This window comes from Candidatus Thiodiazotropha sp. AKIB8, assembly GCF_058244675.1.
In genome coordinates, this window is record NZ_JBSYOO010000039.1 from 296,837 (window position 1) to 317,744 (window position 20,908).

General features: G+C 42.7%; 16 protein-coding genes and 3 pseudogenes. 11 read left to right on the top strand and 8 right to left on the bottom strand.

All coding sequences use genetic code 11. The features are described 5' to 3' along the window. Positions 1–67: 67 nt before the first annotated feature. The 3 genes from AC4IFB_RS13285 to AC4IFB_RS13295 all read right to left on the bottom strand — a co-directional run bounded on the left by AC4IFB_RS13285 (position 68) and on the right by AC4IFB_RS13295 (position 3,115). A complete protein-coding gene (locus tag AC4IFB_RS13285) occupies positions 68–1,420 on the bottom strand; it encodes a sensor histidine kinase (protein ID WP_490778587.1) in 1,353 nt (450 codons plus the stop codon). A gap of 276 nt (positions 1,421–1,696) precedes the next feature. Continuing rightward, the gene (locus tag AC4IFB_RS13290) at positions 1,697–2,374 is read right to left on the bottom strand and encodes a response regulator (protein ID WP_490778586.1); all 678 of its coding nucleotides are present in this window, start codon (positions 2,372–2,374) and stop codon (positions 1,697–1,699) included. Positions 2,375–2,761: 387 nt separating this feature from the next. After that, positions 2,762–3,115, bottom strand: coding sequence for a hypothetical protein (locus AC4IFB_RS13295; protein WP_490778585.1), 354 nt, complete (start codon positions 3,113–3,115; stop codon positions 2,762–2,764). A 157-nt stretch (positions 3,116–3,272) separates the two neighbouring features. Here AC4IFB_RS13295 and lexA point away from each other — a divergent pair, with 157 nt between their 5' ends. From lexA to AC4IFB_RS13310, 3 genes are read left to right on the top strand one after another with little or no spacing between them, the layout of a single operon-like run. Then, positions 3,273–3,872 (top strand): transcriptional repressor LexA, encoded by a 600-nt coding sequence (gene lexA, locus AC4IFB_RS13300; RefSeq protein ID WP_490780414.1) that lies wholly within the window; start codon positions 3,273–3,275, stop codon positions 3,870–3,872. 12 nt (positions 3,873–3,884) lie between these two features. Beyond that, positions 3,885–5,153, top strand: coding sequence for a DNA polymerase Y family protein (locus AC4IFB_RS13305; RefSeq protein WP_490778583.1), 1,269 nt, complete (start codon positions 3,885–3,887; stop codon positions 5,151–5,153). Positions 5,154–5,176: 23 nt separating this feature from the next. After that, positions 5,177–5,632 carry a hypothetical protein gene (locus AC4IFB_RS13310; protein ID WP_490778582.1) on the top strand — a complete coding sequence of 152 codons (456 nt, stop codon included), beginning with the start codon at positions 5,177–5,179 and terminating at the stop codon, positions 5,630–5,632. Positions 5,633–5,646: 14 nt separating this feature from the next. On the opposite strand, the gene AC4IFB_RS13315 is transcribed toward AC4IFB_RS13310, so the two are convergent. After that, positions 5,647–6,168, bottom strand: coding sequence for a TlpA family protein disulfide reductase (locus AC4IFB_RS13315; RefSeq protein WP_490778581.1), 522 nt, complete (start codon positions 6,166–6,168; stop codon positions 5,647–5,649). A gap of 1,298 nt (positions 6,169–7,466) precedes the next feature. On the opposite strand from AC4IFB_RS13315, the pseudogene AC4IFB_RS13320 reads away from it, so the two are divergent. The 3 pseudogenes from AC4IFB_RS13320 to AC4IFB_RS13330 all read left to right on the top strand — a co-directional run. Further along, positions 7,467–7,988 (top strand): annotated as a pseudogene (locus AC4IFB_RS13320) (HAMP domain-containing protein); the annotation flags it as partial. Between the two features lie 120 nt (positions 7,989–8,108). Then, positions 8,109–8,675: pseudogene (locus AC4IFB_RS13325) on the top strand (methyl-accepting chemotaxis protein); the annotation flags it as partial. 219 nt (positions 8,676–8,894) lie between these two features. Next, positions 8,895–9,206 (top strand): annotated as a pseudogene (locus tag AC4IFB_RS13330) (CZB domain-containing protein); the annotation flags it as partial. A gap of 263 nt (positions 9,207–9,469) precedes the next feature. On the opposite strand, the gene AC4IFB_RS13335 reads toward AC4IFB_RS13330, so the two are convergent. Further along, positions 9,470–9,640: a hypothetical protein gene (locus AC4IFB_RS13335; protein ID WP_490778579.1), complete on the bottom strand. Its 171-nt coding sequence runs from the start codon at positions 9,638–9,640 to the stop codon at positions 9,470–9,472. Between the two features lie 838 nt (positions 9,641–10,478). On the opposite strand from AC4IFB_RS13335, the gene AC4IFB_RS13340 reads away from it, so the two are divergent. Both AC4IFB_RS13340 and AC4IFB_RS13345 read left to right on the top strand, forming a co-directional pair. Continuing rightward, the gene (locus AC4IFB_RS13340; protein ID WP_490780415.1) at positions 10,479–11,096 is read left to right on the top strand and encodes a DsbA family protein; all 618 of its coding nucleotides are present in this window, start codon (positions 10,479–10,481) and stop codon (positions 11,094–11,096) included. Positions 11,097–11,547: 451 nt separating this feature from the next. Further along, on the top strand, positions 11,548–12,138 hold the full coding sequence (locus AC4IFB_RS13345) for a class I SAM-dependent methyltransferase (protein ID WP_490778576.1): 591 nt from the start codon (positions 11,548–11,550) through the stop codon (positions 12,136–12,138). 160 nt (positions 12,139–12,298) lie between these two features. Here AC4IFB_RS13345 and tcdA read toward each other — a convergent pair whose 3' ends face one another. The 3 genes from tcdA to AC4IFB_RS13360 all read right to left on the bottom strand — a co-directional run bounded on the left by tcdA (position 12,299) and on the right by AC4IFB_RS13360 (position 17,319). Beyond that, positions 12,299–13,075, bottom strand: a complete 777-nt coding sequence (gene tcdA, locus AC4IFB_RS13350; RefSeq protein WP_490780416.1) for a tRNA cyclic N6-threonylcarbamoyladenosine(37) synthase TcdA — start codon at positions 13,073–13,075, stop codon at positions 12,299–12,301. Between the two features lie 123 nt (positions 13,076–13,198). Then, a complete protein-coding gene (locus AC4IFB_RS13355; protein ID WP_490780417.1) occupies positions 13,199–16,135 on the bottom strand; it encodes an EAL domain-containing protein in 2,937 nt (978 codons plus the stop codon). Positions 16,136–16,278: 143 nt separating this feature from the next. Next, complete coding sequence (locus AC4IFB_RS13360) at positions 16,279–17,319, bottom strand: ABC transporter substrate-binding protein (RefSeq protein ID WP_490780418.1); 1,041 nt, start codon at positions 17,317–17,319, stop codon at positions 16,279–16,281. 947 nt (positions 17,320–18,266) lie between these two features. On the opposite strand from AC4IFB_RS13360, the gene AC4IFB_RS13365 reads away from it, so the two are divergent. The 3 genes from AC4IFB_RS13365 to AC4IFB_RS13375 all read left to right on the top strand — a co-directional run bounded on the left by AC4IFB_RS13365 (position 18,267) and on the right by AC4IFB_RS13375 (position 20,891). After that, positions 18,267–18,746, top strand: a complete 480-nt coding sequence (locus tag AC4IFB_RS13365; protein ID WP_490778572.1) for a hypothetical protein — start codon at positions 18,267–18,269, stop codon at positions 18,744–18,746. Between the two features lie 175 nt (positions 18,747–18,921). Next, complete coding sequence (locus tag AC4IFB_RS13370) at positions 18,922–19,596, top strand: response regulator transcription factor (protein WP_490780419.1); 675 nt, start codon at positions 18,922–18,924, stop codon at positions 19,594–19,596. Then, complete coding sequence (locus AC4IFB_RS13375; protein WP_490780420.1) at positions 19,593–20,891, top strand: sensor histidine kinase; 1,299 nt, start codon at positions 19,593–19,595, stop codon at positions 20,889–20,891. Before AC4IFB_RS13370 ends, AC4IFB_RS13375 begins: the two co-directional genes overlap by 4 nt. The last annotated feature ends 17 nt before the right edge of the window (positions 20,892–20,908 follow it).

Consider the following 20,908-nt stretch of genomic DNA (forward strand, 5'->3'; position numbering starts at 1 on the left):
TGCAGATTGCAAGGTCCATTCACGGCTGCGCGGGCGGACAGATACCATAAAAATTAGCAGTTAATACTTAAGATTCGATTAAGTCAGGGAGGAACAGTGTCACAATTAAACCCTGCCCAGCTTGCCGATCACTCAAGGTAATGCTGCCTTGGTGAAGTTCACATATCTCCTGAACAATAGAGAGGCCCAATCCACTACCACTTTCAGTCTCACCAGGAAGTCTGTTCAAACGTTCGAAAACCCATTTCTTTCTATCATCCGGAATCCCAGAGCCGGAATCTTCCACAAATATCTGGACACCTTTCTTTGTTGTAGATATGCGGACAGAAACCCCACTTTCATTCGGGGTAAACTTAATCGCATTATTCACCAGATTACCCAGCAGAATGGCTATCATCTGCTGATTGCCTCTAATCTTTATTTGATTTTCAGATACCAACTCCATATCGATATTTTTTCTCAGAGCCATTGGTGAAATCTCAGAAAGTACATCTTCAGTTACAGCCACAAGATCAAATATCTCAAACTCTTTTCTAATCTTTTCAGGTTCTATAGAAGCTAAAATAAGTAACTGATTAACGACATGATTAAGGTGTTTTAATCCTTTTTCAATATGCTGTATTCCTTTTTCACGTTCAGCATCTGTGCGCCCGGTTACACTAGACTGCAACTGCACCAACATACCGGCTATTGGCGTACGGAGTTCATGTGCAACATCTGCTGTGAAACGATTGTTTCGTTCGATTGATAGCTTAAGCCTTGCGAGTAAGGCGTTTAACTCATCCACAAGATAGGAGGCCTCTTCTGGAACTTTTTCAGCTGACACTGGATTCAGGTTGTCGTAGTCACGCTCTGCGATCAAACGTGAAACAGATTGTAATGGACGAAATCCTTGCTGAATAATGAACCACAGCATTCCGGACAAAGGTAAAACAATAAGTAGTGGCTTCACCACATCCTTAACAAAGGAACTCACCAACTTTCGACTGATTGCATGAGCTCGAGCAACATGCACCCGATAGTTATATTCGACAATATTATAGGTATATACCCGCCAACCCTCCCCAGCAAAAACACTATCCGAATAACCATCGACAATATCTGTAGTCAACGGGTGTTCCGGGGCTTGAGGCCCGCGTATGACTAACTTATTTTCATTTGACCAGACTTGTAGTAGCAACGGAAAACTAACACCTACTTCATTCAGGTTAACCTGGTAATCATCCAGGTCGAACTCCTCTAATTCATGCTTTGTTCCAACCGCCAGTAACTCTGCCATCAGTTTTAATTCAGCATCATAGACCTGATTGATATCACGACTGGTTCGCCACCAAGTAAACCAAAAGGTTGTACCCCATAGCAGCAATATTGATAGTGAAATCATAAGCAGCAATCGCAAGCGAATCGATCGGATGTACATTCCGTATTCCTTGTTATGCAGTTATAGATGGGGTTCTAATGCCCGAAACATTAACTGTGTTATGCCAAATCGAAACCAAGCTCTTCCAGACTCATATTAAGGGCCCCTCTATTAATTTGCAGCAGATAACTACTTATCCCCTACCACATGGATACCACAGACAAATTGATTAGATTACTTTAAGCCACAGAGCAGCAAATTTCTGCAGCATGCGATGATTAAAGATGAATCTGAAGAGCTGACTTTTACTATTTTTTATGGTGCAGAAATTTTCGTCTAACGCTTGGCATAAACACCCGGCTTCTCTATCACATAGCCCACGCCACGCACAGTACGTATCGGATGATCACCCAGCTTCTTGCGCAAATGGTGAATATGCACCTCTATTGCATTACTCTCTACATCATCTTCCAGACAGTATACTTTTTCACTGAGTTTTCGACGTGACATGACCCGCCCCATGTTCTCCATCAGGCTATGCAGGATATCGAACTCTTTAGCTGACAACGCCACTGAACTGTTTTGAATCGTCACCGTATGAGCGGAAGGATCCAACACCAGATCACCGTGGCGAAGCATCTCAGCCTCTTGCCCGCTGTGTCGACGGTGTAAAGCTCGGATTCGAGCACAGAGTTCATCGATATCGAAGGGTTTGACCACATAATCATCGGCACCACCATCCAGTGCCTGCACCCGATCCACAACTTCGGAGCGTGCAGTCAGAACCAGAACCGGGATCTGATTGCCTTCAGATCGCAAGCGAGCCAATACTTCAAGACCTGATAACCAGGGTATATTCAGATCAAGCAGCAACACATCATAGTGGCCGCTTTTAATCGACTGCATGGCTGACAGACCATCACGCACCCAATCGATACCCAACCCACGACGCTCCATAACGGTCTTAATACCGTCACCCAGCATCTCATCGTCTTCGACCAACAGTAGATTCATGTTCACCGACATACGTCCCCCGCGCAACAATATGTCACCGACCAAGTAGAGAGGCTATCTTTTTTGCTCATCAGCTATGAGCCTTTGCCTTTCTCCTAGTATCAATGATAGGACTATCGTCCATCCGGCCTAACGATAATGAAGGGCTTTCGACTCGACCCTGTCAGGCTTATAAGTTCGCTCCTGCCAAACCTAATAAGCCCGGTTCAAGCATAGCAACTCATTTGGACAATTATGCAATAATTGGGAATTATATACCAATTCTTAGATTATTTATTAATTTTCAGTGTGATTCAGAGCACATTTAAGAATATCATTCCTCTGAGCGCACCGATTCTGCTGCGCCACAGCTACCATATCTCAACTCAAAATATCAGTGATTATCAATCAAACAAGCAGGAAGAATGCTACTGCGGCCGCAGTAACTAAACTGATAGTCGTGGGCAGGGTCACCAGCATAACACCACTCCCCAGCATCAAATAGGCGGTCTCCACCACCAGAATCCCCATCGCGATACCCAACGCCCGAGGCGTATGCATCCATTTGGTTACTCCGGCCAGAGAAATAAACGCCAATCCCAACAGGGCCGCTCCCATCATCCCGGCAAAAGCCTGGTTCACCGGCTCGGTGCTGAAAAAGCCGACGATCAAATAAGGATCGACAATCAGGATCACCCCCCACAGGGTCAACATAACAATCGCTAGAATCAGAGCCAGACGCTGCAATACCCGATTAGGCATAGCCTTCCCCTAGATTATCTTTTAATTATCATATGATTATAGAAAATTTCTCAATCGAATGACAGCGAAAGATAGCAATAATTGCGATGCAGTTCCATTAGTTCTCACAATGTTCTATACTCCAATCGCGACAAACGGAACTTTTAGAGAACAGAATATGCTGACCGCCACACAACATAAAACTCTGGCCTTTATCCGCCGCTATCTGAAGCGGCGCGGATATGCCCCATCGCTGATTGAAATCGCTGAGGGGATTGGAATCACCTCCAAAGGCACCGCCCACCGTCATGTTCAAGCCCTGGCCGAAGCAGGACGCATCCGCCTGATTCCCGGCCGCAAACGCGGCATCGAAATGGTCGATGACGCGGAGCTGTCGAAGTTCAGCCTCCCCATGCTGGGCAGCATCGCTGCCGGTCGACCGATCGAAGCCATAGCCGGCCAGGAGCGCCTTGACCTGGCCGAATATCTGACCGGCCCAAACCGCTACGCCCTCCAGGTCAAGGGGGATTCCATGATCGACATCGGCATACTTGACGGTGACCTGGTCATTATCGAGCGCTGCGACACCGCAGATGACAATGCCATTGTCGTCGCGTTGATCGATGACCAGGAGGCCACCCTGAAACGCCTTAGACGCCTCAAAAGCGGTCGCATCAAGCTGATTGCCGAGAATCCCGATGTTCCTCCCATGATCTATGCCGCTGACAGGGTGAGAATTCAGGGGGTTCTGGTCTGTCAGCTCAGACAGTATCACTAACGTAATACGCCAATGCGGTTTGACGACACATGCCCTGACAGCTATTGGTCTCGGGCCATCATCCTAGTGGATATGAATGCCTTTTTCTGTAGCGTAGAGCAGATTGACCATCCCGAGCTACAAGGACTTCCTATCGGCATTACCAATGGCTCCCAGGGAACCTGTATCATCACCAGCTCCTATGAGGCTCGATCCTATGGCGTACGAACTGGTATGCGCCTGAAAGAGGCTCAACGAATCTGTCCGGAATTTCGCCAGGTCCCCTCTCACCCGGAGCGCTACGCCCAGGTATCCTCCCGTATCATGGAATCACTCGCGGACATCACGCCCGACCTGGAAGTCTTCTCTGTGGATGAGGCCTTTCTCGATATCACCCGCTGCCAACGCCTGCTCGGTACGCCACAACAGATTGCCCACAAGGTGAGAAAGGCGGTATCGGACGCCTCGGGGGGCATGCTCTGCTCGGTTGGCGTCAGTGGCGACAAAACCACCGCCAAATATGCTGCCAAACGAAACAAACCCAATGGGCTGACCATTATCCCCCCCGGCTTGGCCCGTTCCGAGCTGGCCAGAATCCCGGTTACCGAGTTGTGCGGCATCGCTCGTGGTATTGGTCGCTATCTGGCAGAACGGGGGGTATATAGCTGCGGTGATATGCAGCGCCTGCCAATCGGTGAGATCGGACGACGCTTCGGAAACCCCGGACGGCGCATCTGGCTAATGGCTCAGGGGCTCGATCCTGATCCGGTTCATACCGACGTTGCCGCCCCTAAATCCATAGGCCACGGCAAGGTCATGCCGCCCAACACCAAAGACAGGAAGATCATCGACACCTTCCTGCTGCACATGACCGAAAAAGTGGCATCCAGACTACGTCTACACCAGTTTCGCGCCACCCACTTCTATATCGGAGTTCGACTCGAAGCCGGTTTCCTCAGTCGCAAATATCGCTGCGACCCGCCCACTGACCACGCTCCTGACATTTTGGCCATGTGTGATGATCTGCTCGACAACCACTGGGCAGGAGAAGGCTGTTTTCAGGTACAGGTGACAGCACTCGATCCGAAACCAACTGGCTACCAGGCCGATTTTCTAAACCCTGGACAACAGCAGAGGGACCGGCTCAACCAGGCCATGGACAACATCAACCGACGCTACGGCGAATTTACCCTGGCCCCAACCCGTCTGCTCGGACGCTCCCAAATGCCCAATGTCATCGCTCCGGCCTGGAAGCCCTCCGGCCATCGGGAGACGATTCTGATGAATGGTTCAAAATCCTGAATGATGAATTTAAGCTGATTAAGATGTGTACTGCCATCTACTACGCTTCCAGCAATCAAGAGTTTCGCACAGAGTTTCCCGATCCCCGGGCCTGTCTGCCGGTGATCAAAAAACAGGGAGGCATTGCCCTGTTACCCTGGGGAAGAAGAAAACAGCAGACAGGCAAACTCCCCCTCGGCGGATGGGCGCGACTCGACGCCATCTATGGTGGACATTGGGATCGGTGGCGGCCTCTTCCAGTCAAGCTCGATATACGTCAGTTCATGGAGGTGGATTTTGAAGGAAACCGACGCTGGTTTGATGTCACATCAGGCAAGTGGATTCAGGGGCTGATCGCTCACTGCCATCATGAACGACGTGTCTATGTGGTCACCATTACACCAGAACTGGACGATTCCGAGTACGAGCGCTGGCCAAGAATACTCAGTGCCGGAAATCGGTCAAAATCACCTGTTGCAGCTGACTTTGGCACATACTAACCAGGCCATAGATATTATGGCGTCTCCTCTGCGAGTAGCTGTTTGATATAAGCCACCACTTCATCACTATCCCATTCAACAGGACCAATCGCTTTAAACCTCATTCGACCAGATGAATCTATAAGAAAACTACTCGGATAGACCTTGATACCCCAAGCATCAGCAACCGCCTTTTTTTGATCGAGCAAAACAGGAAAATTGAGTTCCAGCCTAGTTGCTATTCGCTCTACTCTAGCCCTCTTCTCTTTGACATTGACAGCAAGTACGACCAGCCTATCTGAAGAGATTGTCTCCACCAACCTGGTCATTGAAGGCATCTCTTCAATACAAGGTGGACACCAGCTTGCCCAGAAATTAACCAGAACCACTCTCCCATTTAAGCCACTCAGGCTATATTTTTGATTGTTGATATCAAATAACTCAATGCTATTAGCCTCTTTAGATGGCTTTATCTCTTCTAACCATCCCCCATTGGCAGAAGTTAAAAGCATGAACAGAAGTGAAGCAGTAATGAGTCGTTGATAGACAATTCGCATAAATATTTCTGAGTTTAAGTGCGTAACAGGGCCAGTTGGTCGTAGGGTCTGCGTCAAAATTCTTCTAGTGTAAAATCATTATTTCACCATGGAACAACTTATAGCATCCGACTTTGTTTTTTATATATTGTTCAATTTACACCCTCTATAGATCAAAATACACCCTATCAATAAACGAAGCACGACTCTCTCAGTTGCTATAGTTTCAAAAAAGAGTTGGGATGATTAACATTTTCACTTTGAAATTTAATATCACCATTCAATTAAGTACTTTATTTCTTTTTTTGTTCTACAAAAGACTAATATTGTTTGTTGTATTTAAGTTTTTATATTATTCGCAGCAACTATTTCTTAAAGTTTTATATACAAGTGTCGATTAAACAGATGGAAATGGAATCTAAATCAAACAGCAAGGATTCACTGATCATTTCGATAACCGGTGCAAGCAAAAGCAGCATTAAGTAAAACACCTGCGTTTATGAACTCATCAGCGGTTCTGCCAAGGGAATACCACTCTGGATTCCATCAAAATAAGTAGCAGTAAATAATAGTGCCTATAGGCGGCTTGTAGGCAAATAATAGTATCACCTGAAATATAACAACAATCAGGGTGAATATAGGATATATGTAATATACCAAGGGGACTTGCTATGCTGTCGCTATCTCGTTTTTCTTCTATTCGTACAAAACTATGGCTTGGTTTCGGGCTGGTATTGTCCATCTTTTCAATTAGCTCAGTGATTACATTATTGAGTCTTAATGAAGTCAATCGCGATGTGGACAAAGTCATAACCACCAATCAGCCGACAATTTTATTGGCAAAAGATTTAACATTACATATTGAGCAGGCTACCGCATCACTTGGTTTCTATATGGTAACGAAAGAAAATTACCATTTGGAAGGCTATACAGAGGCACTTAAAAGAACTAAAGAAGTACTTAGTCTATTAAATAACGCAACCCTACGTAATCCTGAAATTGATTATGATGAAGCACTGAATTTGGTAAAGGAAGAGATTGACGCATTCGAAGAGACCGCAAACATTTTATTGCAAAAAACATCTTCTTTTGAGGAGAATTTTCCTGGTATCTCCTATGCCAACCAGTTTATCAATCCATTAAGCAGAAACTTCATGCAGCTTACGACACAGATGATTATGTCCGAAATGGATGAGGATTCTGAGGAAGGGCGTAAGCAACTTTTAGCTGATATTGCAGAATTGAGATTTACCTGGAGTCAGGTAATGAATGGTATCCGTGGATACCTGGCTTTCAGAAACAAGAATAATATAGAGGATATGAATCTGTACCTTGGGCAGGTGGAATCACTACTTAAGAAGCTTTCAGATCGTGAAGAGATACTTACACTTGAGCAGGTTGATGCACTCGATATTTTTATAGCAAATATCGTTATCTTTAATAAGCATTATAAAAAATTACTAGAAATACATAGCAGTGATCAGTGGCGTAGTGATGCCGCACTGGTACGCAACGAATTAAATGTTGATCTACAGGCAATTCAAACCAATCTTGCAGATCTTGCTGGAGAGCTTCAGACATCAATAGATCACACTAGCGAGTCCTTAACTGAGAATACCCAATTCGTATTTGATTTAGTGATCATTCTGTTAATCATCGGCCTGATAGTTGGGTTTGCAATTAGTTGGTTTATTGCTAACTCTATATCCATACCTATTACAAAAGCAACAAATACCATGCAAAATATTGCAGATGGCGATGGTAACCTGATGAACACCCTTGACCAATCTGGTAATGATGAATTAGCGATGTTAGCAGCAAGCTTTAATGTATTTGTTGGTAAAATAAGAGACCTTATCAGGCAGACTGCTCACTCAACCGAATCTGTTATTAATGCAGTTGCTCAAACCAGTGAAAGCTCGAGCCGAATTATTAATGGTATACATAACCAAGAGAGACAAATAGAGCAAGTTACAACCGCAATGAACCAAATGACCTCCTGTATTAGTGATGTAGCTAAGAATGCAACTATTGCTGAAGAGGCGGCTAAAACTGCTAATGAAGAGACTCATAGTGGATGTTCTATTGTACGACAAACATCTGACGCCATCGAAGAACTTGCAAGTGAAGTAAAGAATGCAGAGCATTCTATTAAGAGAGTTGAGCAGGAAAGCTTGCATATTGGTAGCGTTCTTGATGTTATAAAAAGCATCGCTGAGCAGACCAACCTGCTAGCACTCAATGCAGCAATAGAAGCTGCACGAGCCGGGGAACAAGGCCGGGGTTTCGCAGTTGTAGCTGATGAAGTACGCAGTCTGGCTACAAGAACGCATGAATCTACCGGTGAAATACAAAGTATGATTCAGTCACTTCAAAATGGCACACAAGAAGCAGTTGCTGTTATGACCTCTGGTCGAGCAAAGGTAGAGGCCAACGTAAAACTTACCGGTGAAGCTTTAAATTCACTTAATACGATAAATAGAGCAGTAAACACTATTAATCAGATGAATACTCAAATTGCAACAGCTGCAGAGCAACAGTGTGCCGTTGCAGAGGAGATTAACAACAATATTTCTAATATTAACAATAGCAGCAAGTTAAATACTACGGAAGCCAATACTACTGCTGACACAGTCAACTCCCTGGGATCGTTTGCCTCAGCCCTGCAAATGGTTGTACAGCAATTTAAATTTTCTGGAGACAGCAGTTTAGATTTTAGTGCAGCTAAATCTGCACACATAGCCTGGAAAGCGAGACTACGTTCGTTTCTCGATGGCATGGAGTCCCTATCGAGAGATGAAGCAGTATCACATCATAATTGTGCATTCGGAAAATGGTATTATAGTGAAGGATTAAAGCAATATGGTGATAGCTCTGAAATGCAAGCTATTGAACAACCACATCACGACCTTCATGATCTAATCAAGGAGATTATTAGCTCCAAAGAAAATGGTGATAAAGAGAAAGCTGAATATCTATACACAAAAATTTCACCAATATCCAGCCAAATTGTTAATCTATTAGAACAGGTCGAAGAGTCGATATCCAGTAAGAGCTAGTTATAAATAGTTAGTTATCAAACATAGACTGCTTATCCATTTGTATGGTAGTTGATAATAGACTTCTATTATCAACTATTATTTTGGATTAGCTCTATTGTGACTTATCTATTTTTTAATAGAATGCAACCCCATTATAGTGACAATGAGCTTTTTTTCGTTAGTTACTCTTGTCGATTAAGATTTAATGGATATAGTAGAATTTTTGAAAGTAATTAGCAGATATTTAGTACATGGCCGAGTATCATTTTAAGTTCTCTAATTTATTTACGCCAAATCTGCACACCAATAGCCACAATTCCAAGAGCAATTCCTGAAGAGAGCACCATCCTCGCAAACCATTCTGGCCAGGCGGGTTGCGGTGTTATTAATGCAAAAAAACCAATAACAACTAACCAGAATGCCACCTTTCCTAATAGCGCGAATTTTAACAAGATAACCTCTTAACTTGCTCTATATTCTGATTCATTATTTTATATCTATAATCAGTTAAACTATCAATTCTTTTATTCAAAATAGTGTATTTGTATGCGCGATATACTCAGGCGTCATTATAATAGGTTCTTGTTTGATTTCACACCCATTATATGCATAATCATATTCAACTCCTCACCATAATATTCCACCAATAAGTTGATATTATCATTCAGTTCTGTCCTTGCAAACCACATACTCTGTTGATGTTCGAAATAAAAGGCTTGATAGTGAATGAGACTTGGCCTCCCTGTTCCATCCAGAAATCGCCTGAGAGTTGTTACAACTGTTAGACCTGGTATTGATGTCTGTTCTATTTGAAATTTATTTATTACCTCCCCTAATCGAGGACCGTCGCTGTCAATTATTCTGTAGAAGTGTTGAATCAGATTATTTTCATTATAAGCAGCAAGGGGAAATAGAGTGACTGTCAAACGATCACCCTCTGACAACCCATAAAGTTTGATTATTTTTATTCCAGAACTCTCTAAGGTTATCCAGTCTACCTCTTCTGAGATAATTGGTTGTGATACTACCCATAACAATAGAGCTAGAAGAAGATTTGATATACGCACTTCTGATTCCTCCACTTTACCTTCACATAGAATTGTTATTAATTCTTAAAAAGTGAAAAATAAAGAGAGTCACCTCTCGATTTCCAGATCTAATAATTATTTTCTTAGAATATATTTCTAACACTTCCTGTGTGTACTCCATTCAGATATTCCATTCTTAAAATAGCGCTTTAATAGTTTCTATAATATTATACTATTCAATAATTAACGGAAACTATTTCTAATGCCGCATCTTTATTATGTTCACGATCCAATGTGCAGTTGGTGCTGGGCTTTCAGACCTACACTCTCAAAACTGATAATAAGTTTACCAGATTCAATAACCTACAGTTATCTTCTAGGTGGTCTGGCTGCAGATTCAGAAGAGCCTATGGAAATGGATATGCAGGAAAGATTAAGGAATACCTGGTTGACTATTCAGCAAAAGTTACCCAAGACCGACTTCAACTATAATTTTTGGTTAAATAATGTACCTCGCCGCTCAACCTATCCTGCATGTCGAGCTGTCATCGCCAGTAGAAAAATGGACCCAGCATTAGAAGAGCAGATGATACTTTCTATTCAACAGGCATATTACATGGAAGCAAGAAATCCATCTGATAATTCGACACTGGTTGAAATAGCAGGTGAAATTGGCCTGGATAGATCTATTTTTCAAAACCTGTTGAATAGTGAGTCTATTAACAACAGTCTATTAGATGAGATTGAGCAATCAAGATTGATGGGGATAAACAGTTTTCCTGCTCTTGTACTGAAAATTGAGGATGGATATTGGCCGATCGCCGTCGACTATCATGATGAGAATAGTATGTTAGATATTATTCACCAACTATTTACCTGATATCTAGTGTACCTCGCCATAGATTCTGTACCATTCAGAGCCGCCCCATTACGTCAGATCAAGGCGTGGCTCGCAGGGAATGGCAGGCCCTTTACAAGAGCCACAACGCAGAGCAGGCGTATTGGGCCGACCCCTCCGGGCGAGCCTGGAAGGGGTTATCCGCGGTGTTATGCCTCTTGGCAAGGGAGGGGCCATTCCCTTCGAGTCATGCCTTGCACCCCAAGGTCACTTCCTTCGGGGCGCGGCTAACCCCTTCCAGACTCGCTGAATGGTACAGAATCTATGACGAGGTACACTAGCAAGCATGTTAAACTTAGACGAGAGCCTTCAAACTATTTGATTAACCTGAAGAATAGACATTTAATCACATCATACCGATTTAAGGCATGGATTGCCGATAATCGCCAGCTGTTGTGAATCCTGCAATACTTGAATATAAAAGCAATGAATTATGTTGACTGATAAAAATATAGATAGACTACGCAAAGATATTTCATTTACTGCCGATCTCAATGGAGAAAAACTATTAATTCACTCCACTTGGGGCATTTTCTCACCTAAGGATATTGATGAAGGTACCCAGCTATTGATCAATAACTTACATATAGAGCCAGAGTTTGACTGCATGGATCTGGGTTGTGGTTATGGCCCAATAGGACTTTACATGGCAAGACGTGCAGCACAAGGCAGAACTTTGATGGTTGATAAAGACTTTATGGCTATCGAGTACAGTAATGCCAATGCCGCTAGAAATAATATATCCAATGCTAAAGCTATGTTAAGCAACGCATTTGACCATATTGACTCTTCATTACGCTTTAACGTAATTGCCTCAAATATACCTGCAAAAGTAGGAAAAGAGATGTTGAGCATAATTCTCTATGATGCCAAACAGAGACTCAAACCTGGGGGTAAACTCTATGTAGTTACCATCAATGGTTTACGACAATATATGAAACGTAATTTGAATGAGATTTTTGGTAATTATAAAAAACTAAAACAGGGAAAGACCTATACTGTAGCCATGGCTGAAAAACATTAACACAAGCCTCTGTTTATTTTCAGTTTAATTATTAAACAGGTGATTCAACATGTCGTCATAAGTCGAAATGTACCTCGCCTGCCTGCATCGAGGTTTCAAAATGCCGCTGCAGTCCCAATCTACAGGCAAGCGCACTTCTGCCACTCGAAAAATCAGTATGTTAGGGCCCAACTCCATCAGACAGCTGCTTTAAGACATGTGAAACAGCAACCAACCCAAAACTGGCTGTTACGGTCATAGCAGAGCCATATCCACCGCAGTTTAGTGAGCCATCAAGTCCATCTGGCCTTGCAAGGCATACCTCTCCTTCACTATTAGGATATTTTTGTTGTTCGACTGAATATACACATGGCACACCAAATCGACGTTTCAAATTAGAAGGGAATCCGAACTCTTTTCTCAATAATTTACGAGTCTTAGACAAAAGAGGATCCTGTTCACTTCGACTCAAATCAGAAATACCTATTTTTGTAGGATCTATCTGCCCACCAGCACCACCTAATGTTATCAAAGGTATCTTTTCTCTTTTACAGTAATCTATTATTGAGGCTTTGGTTCTGTAGTTATCAATACAATCCAGTACATAGTCAAAGTTATCGAGTAGTAAATCAGATAGATTCTCTGCTTCAACATACTCCTCAACTGCAGTGACTTGACAATCTTGATTTATTTGTTTGATTCGCTGAGACAACACTAAGACTTTAGCTTGGCCAAACTCCTTCTCAAGCGCAGGCAATTGACGGTTGACATTAGATTCAGCCACATGATCTAAATCGTATAGGGTCAATTTACCAATACCACTACGAGCAAGAGCTTCGACTGCCCACGACCCCACCCCACCAACGCCTATAACTGCAACATGCGATTTTAGAAATCTTTCAAGGCCACTTTGACCGTAGAGACGTGCAATACCTCCAAACCGTCTTTGATAATCCATATTTTACTCTGCCAAAGCCATTCTTGGATATTGATTGAAATGTATAAATTTAATGAATAATTTTACCGTAATCAGTAGCTATGAGCATTACTCTTTTTTCGAATCAATAATTCGGTTGAGATATCATGAGCTTTCTTGTTTTACTAATTCATTAAGTTGCTGAATAAATTGCTGATGCATCTGCCGTAACTCATCAATCCTACTCTTTACACTATCTTGATGCTCACTGACTGACAGATTATAGAGTTCCTGACCTAACAGATGTATACGTTCATGGCACTCTCTTAAGTTTGAATACTTTTTAAGGTGTCCATATTGAAAATATCCATTTCCATAAAACCAACGACCGAATGAACAACTATGACTGTCTAAAAGAAGCCTTTGTGATGTTGAAGGTGGTTTTGAAAGAATATCAACAGCATTTTCAATCCACTGCTCGTGGCTGTTTATGGCCTCTTCTATATCCGAGTTACTGGCTTTTTCAAGTCTTTTTTTCAAATATTGCCATTCATCATCACTATCCCAAGCATTTAACCACCCAGGTATATTCTCAGCAGGCATTGGTCTTGCTATACCATACCCCTGCCCTAATTGACATCCAAGTCTTAGCAATGCAGCACCATGTTCAATACTTTCAACACCCTCAGCAATAACCGGATGATGATAGGCTTGAGCCAGTCTAACTACACTATCAACAATTGCCAAATCCTGTGGATCCTCGAGCATATCGCAGACAAATGAGCGATCTATTTTGAGCGTATTTACTGGGAGTCTATGAAAATAGGTCAAAGATGAATAACCTGTTCCAAAATCATCTAAAGTTATCTGCAAGCCTAAATCCTGACAGCTTACCAGTGATTTAATTATACGGTTTAAATCTTGAATAGAGGTAGTTTCAAGTATTTCCAGTTCAAGTTTTTGAGGCTTTACTGCACTATATTTTGCAAGTGCAGTTTTTATATGATTGATAAATTCTGTGTGCTGTAGGTGATGAGGGCTGATATTTATACTTACAGATAGATCAATACCAGCCAATTGCCACTCTAATATTTGCGCAAGTGCAGTACCTAAAACCCACTGACCAAGTTCGATTTCCAGCTCAGTATTTGTCAGATTATGTAGAAAAGCACCTGGCGCAACCAATCCTTCATCTGGGTGAATCCATCGAATCAATGCCTCTACACCTATCACCTGTCCACTATACATATTTACTTTTGGCTGATAGTAAAGTGTAAATTCCTCATTGGTAAAAGCTTTCTCTAGACGCTGATAATTTTCGCGATATGCCTTAACTTGCCTGTCCTGTTCCGGATCAAAGAGATGAAAGCAATTTTTACCTCTTTCCTTTGCGATATACATTGCCTGATCTGCATGCCGTAGTAGTAAATCTGCATCTGAATTATCTGAAGGAAAGAGTGTATAGCCTATACTTGCCGAGACCTCAACCTCAACACTATCCACTTGAATCGGTAATGAGATATTTTCCATTACTCTCTGCAAAATTACTTCACATGCGACTAAATTTGTAAGCTCGGTAAGAATCAGTACAAATTCATCACCACCAATCCTTGATACAGTGTCTCCAGCACGAACGGTCATTTGTAATCTTTGCCCGATCTCTATTAAGACCTGATCCCCAGTATCATGACCATAGGTATCATTAATCGGCTTAAATCCATCAAGATCCAGATAGCAAACTGCAACCTGCATATCGTTACGCTTCGCTCTTACGATAGCTTGATTCAAACGATCTGCCTTTAGTAATCGGTTCGGTAGACCAGTTAAAGCATCATAATGTGCAATTTTATCTAGTTCAGCTTCCGCTTTTTTTCGATCGGTAATATCGTGTATTATTGAGTAGAGTACCAGCCTTCCTCCCCACTCTATTGGTCCAGAATGGACTTCGACATCGCGAACTGTGCCATCAACCAATGTATGTTTAAAATAAAAGTGGCTTCGTTCTTCTCGATCTGCCAATTTCATCTCATGAGCAATCTCAATCTCGCTCAAGGTATTAATATCGCTAATATTCATTCCCAACAATTGATCACCGCTGTAACCATAATAAGACTCAGCAGCTTGATTCGCGGCAAGAATTTTACCGGTTACTGGATCGATGGTAAGCATCACAGCTTTACTTTTTTCAAATAGCATTCTGAAACGTTCTTCACTATTGCGAAGTGCTTCAGTAAGTTCTTTTTCCCGCTCCAGAGCATGAATCAACTCTTTATTGCTATCCTTCAATGTAAGATTTGCACTTGCAAGCTCTTGTGTTCTTATATCAATCTTTTCTTCAAGTTCTTGGCTGGAATTTTTAAGTGCTTTGATCTGTGACTTGAGTATTTCTCCCATCTTATGTAGTGATATTGATAGTCTACCAATTTCATCTCTACCGTCTACTTCTGAAATCTTCTCAAATTTACCTTTTGCTATTGATTCAGCATAATCAGAAAGGCGCGATACAGGCTCAATAATCGATCTACGAAGAAACAGATTAAGAAGAAGTGCTATTGAGAGAAAAGTAATAACAACATTAACAAGAATCTGAGTAATTGCACCCTTAACCTTATCGTCAACAATCGAGGTAAGAAAGCCTAGCCGAACTGCACCTACATAACTACCATTCTGTCCAAATAGTGGTATAGCCACATCATAATAATGCTCACCATCAAAACGATTGTATACCTGCCAAATTGGCTTTCTAACACTCAGGATTCTTGTTGTTACCGGGTCATTAAAATGCCTGCCGATTAAATCTGAATTGCTATGAAAAAGGGCCATTCCGCTTTCATCTACTACTGTTGCATAAGCAATATGACTATTTTTATCCACCACCTCTGCCAGTTTTTTATCCATGCCAGACAATGAATCCAAGGGTAGCCCCAGAGAAAGCAACTCAGTCAAAAGACTCTCTATGCTATGCCCGATACCAAAACTACCTGTTAAAAGTGCATCAGTATACTTACTACGAAAACTTAATATATTGAGCATGGAACTTATCAGTAATGATATGGCTAACACACCAATCGTGATGAGTAATATTTTTCTGTTCAGCCCCATATTTCAACAGCCACTATGATTTCTATTTACTTGGAGGAGACCTATTTTATGAGAGGTTCTAATCAACCCACTATCCTCAATAGCTCTATTATCAGCACTCAAAAAATGATAAGAAAACATCACTAGAGATCGAATCAGGTATCTCATTGAACTATATTTTTTCCAGAGAGTTGCAAAATGCCAACTGGTACGCTTATTCCAAAACGTTTTGCCTTAGTCAAATCAACTGCATATCCATAACGCGCTGGCCATTTGGGTTCAATTTTCTGAACTTTATAATCTTCAAACAGATCACGGATCATCACCGCCACTTGCCGCCCGATGCTCTCGAGACAGGGAAATACGACAGCAGTTGCCCCCCAGCGTGACACCACATCGCTTTTAACCAAACCAATCAATGGTTTATCCGCGAAGGATTCAACTGTTTTCGCGAAATACTCGCGTGCGCCTAACTGATCGTTCGGTTTCAGAAAGGCATCCACTTTATCATTCAATTCCTTGATAAGCGGTATAGCAAACTCTGCCATTTGTTGATCACCATTTTTTCCAGTTACCAATGGAACAGCCCGAAATAAAACCTCAACATCATCAAATGCAGGATCTTTCTCCAATAACTCCCTGATCCATCGATTGTAACTTTGCGATTGAGGCATATCGGCATAGATTAAGCCAAATGTATGAGCGTCAGGCATCAATTGGCGCAGGAATAAAAACCTTGATCTAACCGGTACTGGATAACTGACTCCAGTAAAATTAGCTTTCGGAGATTGGTCGAAATCGTCAATTACACCAATACCGACGGGATCAGTTGGCGCTCCAAAAACTACGGGGATTTCACTATTCCACACTACATGCTTTGCAGAAATTGTTGCAACGGTTCCGCCGACATAGATCACATCGTATTTAGTGGACAACTCCTTTCTGAGTATCGCCTCTCCTAGCACCACATCGTTTTCTGCAATACCGTATGTGATATGTAGATTCTCTCCCTCTCGATAACCATGGTCAGACAGTGATTCGATCAGCGATATTCGAACATCTTGATAGGGGCTACCACTTTGAGAGTCGAGGATAAGTAACCGATAGACACGCCCAGGCTCTGGAAAACAGTGTGCTAGTATCGGAAGACACATTCCGATAAGCGCTATAATTTGAAGGAAAATAATTTTTTTAGTCGTATACATCTACCATCACCAACGGTAGATGACCAAGCATCTAAGATGCCAAACGAATCTGGCACATTCACAGGGGATCATCGCTGTTAACTCCAAATATCTCAATCTTAGAAACAGATAGCCATTTCAAGTTTTGTTAGTGTCCTACACCACAAACCAATTTCGATGAGATAAAGATTAACTTAAGGAGCCTCTGTATATGTTTAGTTCGAGTATGAAGCAGTATGAAAGGTTCTGCAGCACTATGAAATGCATGTTTTACAAACTACAACCATGCTTTTAAAAACACCGGAGCAAAATCTTTCGCATGCTACAAAGCAAATCACGAAAATCAGAGGTTCCTTAAAGATACGCTGGCTTTCCTGATCCTCTGGAACGCCTACAGGCTGTGCAGATGTTATTTCCTACACATTTCAACTTAACAATAGCGTAAATTATACGCTACAAAGAGAACTTTGCACCTGAGATCTTGTTTCCGACTGACCCTGCTTCAATATAAAGCACGCTTTTAGTCGTTTAATTCTTTTTTGGAATTTTATAAAAATTTCTTGTAGTAATTTTACCTGTTACATCTTGTTACAACGGGTTACACCCCTGAGAGGATCTTCTCATCCCAATGCCTCACAATATTTCCTGTAAGACGATGGATGAATCGTTGGCAGCTATGACATAAGGGCACCTCTATTACTTGTTTATGCCCTCTGTGTGACCTGCGCATGTAGCTGTAAGGCATGAGCCGAAGCAGAATGGTTGTTCCATTCTCAAGCATCACAACGCAGCAGATACATCTTCAGGCCCCGCCCTACGGGGCTTTACGACCCGTCCAGACTCTACGTTGCGCTTTTTCGACAGGCAATAAGCATGATTCAAAAGCACGCCTTGATTCTGAACTCGTCGTAAAGCCAGAGGGCACAAGCAATTAATAGATGTACCCATATACAAATCAGGAGACCATTATGAGTAAGAGTGTAATCATCTTTATATGTATATTTGCACTACTGTTGGTTAGCGGCGTCGCAATTGCACGCTATAAAGGACTCTGTAACAGCACTGAAGGCCGGATAGACTGGATGGCAAGCAGACTTGATAGTCACCTTCAGCTGAATGAGTCACAAAAAAGCCAGCTTGACCTACTAAAAGCTGAAGTTGTTACCATTGCAGAGACATTACGCAGTGACCGATCTGTATATGCCAGTGAGGCAACTGAACTTCTCAGTTCACCAGTTCTGGATCGGCAGAGGGCACACACGCTATTGATGCAAAAACAGGCTCAACTCGCCAGTGTCAGTAGTGATTTGATTGAGGCATTTGCCGATTTCAGTGATAATCTGGAGCAGCACCAGCGTGATAAGCTGCAGGCTATGATCAACAAACACAGGCAGCATCGTCACTGTGGCTTTGACTGCAAGAGACTCGATACTGAGACACAGGAGTAAGCCCAAACAACAATATTTGAGGTTCGCTTTGCCCTCTCCATTGGTAGGGCAAAGCAACCCATATTGTATATCTCAAATTGACTATGACTGATGCACTACGACAGATAGAAGCACTTACCGATTCCTGGGTCAGGCAGGAAGGATCGGATATACTGCGGCACGTAGAGGTATACTGATGGCCCTTATACTTCTGATTGATGATGACCAAGACTTAGCCGCACCACTGAGCGAGTACTTCTCACGATACGGCCTCACTCTGCAGTCATTCACAACGCCATCAGAAGGTCTTGAGTACCTCAATCTCAACCAACCAGACCTGATCATACTGGACATTATGTTACCTGAGATGGATGGTTTTGATGTATGTCGAACGATACGAAAAACCAATGACATCCCTATTCTGATGCTAACCGCGAGAGGTGATGTAATGGACAGAGTTATCGGCTTGGAACTTGGTGCTGATGACTACCTTGCTAAACCATTTGAACCGCGAGAATTAGTCGCGCGAATTCAGAATATTCTGAAACGAAGCAACGCACAAACCAGTAGACAACAACCCTGCAGCCTTGGAGAAATCACACTCGACCAGAGTCAACAAAGCGCTTCGATTGGAAAACGAACCCTAAACCTCACAAACCTGGAATTTCGTCTTCTTGAGCTTTTTGTGCTGCATCCCGGACAGGTCTACAGCCGGGATGAAATTTTATCCGCTATCAAGGGTGTAGATGCAGAACTCTACACCCGCTCCGTGGATATATTGGTCAGCCGACTCCGTCAAAAAATTCAGCCCCTCGACTATATCAAAACAGTATGGGGATCAGGGTATCGTATGGTCGGGCCATCAGCATGAAACGACACCATAGGCTCAGCGCCCGACTTGTACTGCTATTTATCTGCGTAAGTGTTTTAATTATTTTCGTTGTTCATAGTGGTTTTCGATATGGCATTCGAGAAGAATTTCGACAGTTCGCTGAACCTCACATGGTGGAATATGTTGACCACTTACGCCAACAAATCGGTACACCTCCGGATATCCATGCAGCTTCAGCCCTGGCTCAAAGACTGCAACTCGATATACAGATAAACTTCCCCGATCACCGTTGGTCCAGTACTGGCGAGTTTGTGGATGAGGCTAGACTCGATTTTCATACTCATCAACTACCGAATGGGAGAGCAGTTCAACTAAGCCATGGTGAGCATCGCTTCCTACTACGGCTACAGGAGGAAGATGTCGGGCTGTTGTTTATTACCCAGGACAATTGGAAAAGCGATCGTTTACCAATCGTAGCCATTGTCACCATAGTCACAATTCTGGCATTGATAGCCCTCACCTACCATCTTGTAAGACGCCTTTTTCAACCCATTGAAATCATCCGCCAAGATGTTGCCCGCTTCGGCTCTGGCGACCTGAATCACCGTATATCACTAAGACGTCGAGACGAACTGGGAGAGCTGGCCAATAGCATCAACACCATGGCGGATGAAATAGAGGGAATGTTAGATGCCAAACGCCAACTGTTACTTGCAATCAGTCATGAACTCCGTTCGCCGTTGACCCGGGTACGATTAAACGCTGAACTACTCAGTGAAAGTGATCAGAGAGAAAGGATAATCTCCGATCTGCAGATACTTGAACATCAGTTAGCCGAGCTACTTGAGACTGAACAACTGGAGTCGAAACATGCGAAACTCGACCTTCAACCTGTTGATCCGGCACAATTGATTGAGTCTGTTAAAAATGAGTATTTTTTTGATGCGCTATGGCAACCCCACTTCAAAAATGCTCACCAACAAATTGACCTGGATCCTGTTCGCATTAAATTATTGATCAGAAATCTATTGGAAAATGCGCTACGACATACTCCTGATGAGGCTAGACCTGTTGATGTCCGCAGTGAGTTGAGCAATAAAGGCTGGCACTTCCTTGTTGAAGACCATGGCGAAGGTGTACCAGCTGAACATATTTCTCATCTGACAGAGCCATTCTATAGAGTTGACCAGGCCAGACAGAGAGCAACCGGAGGGTATGGCCTTGGACTTTATTTATGCCGTATTATCGTTGACGCTCATAATGGAAGATTAAGTATAGAAAGTGAACCTGATAAAGGTACAAAGACCTCCATTTTCATACCCATATCTGAGTAGATGAATAGAAAGCGACT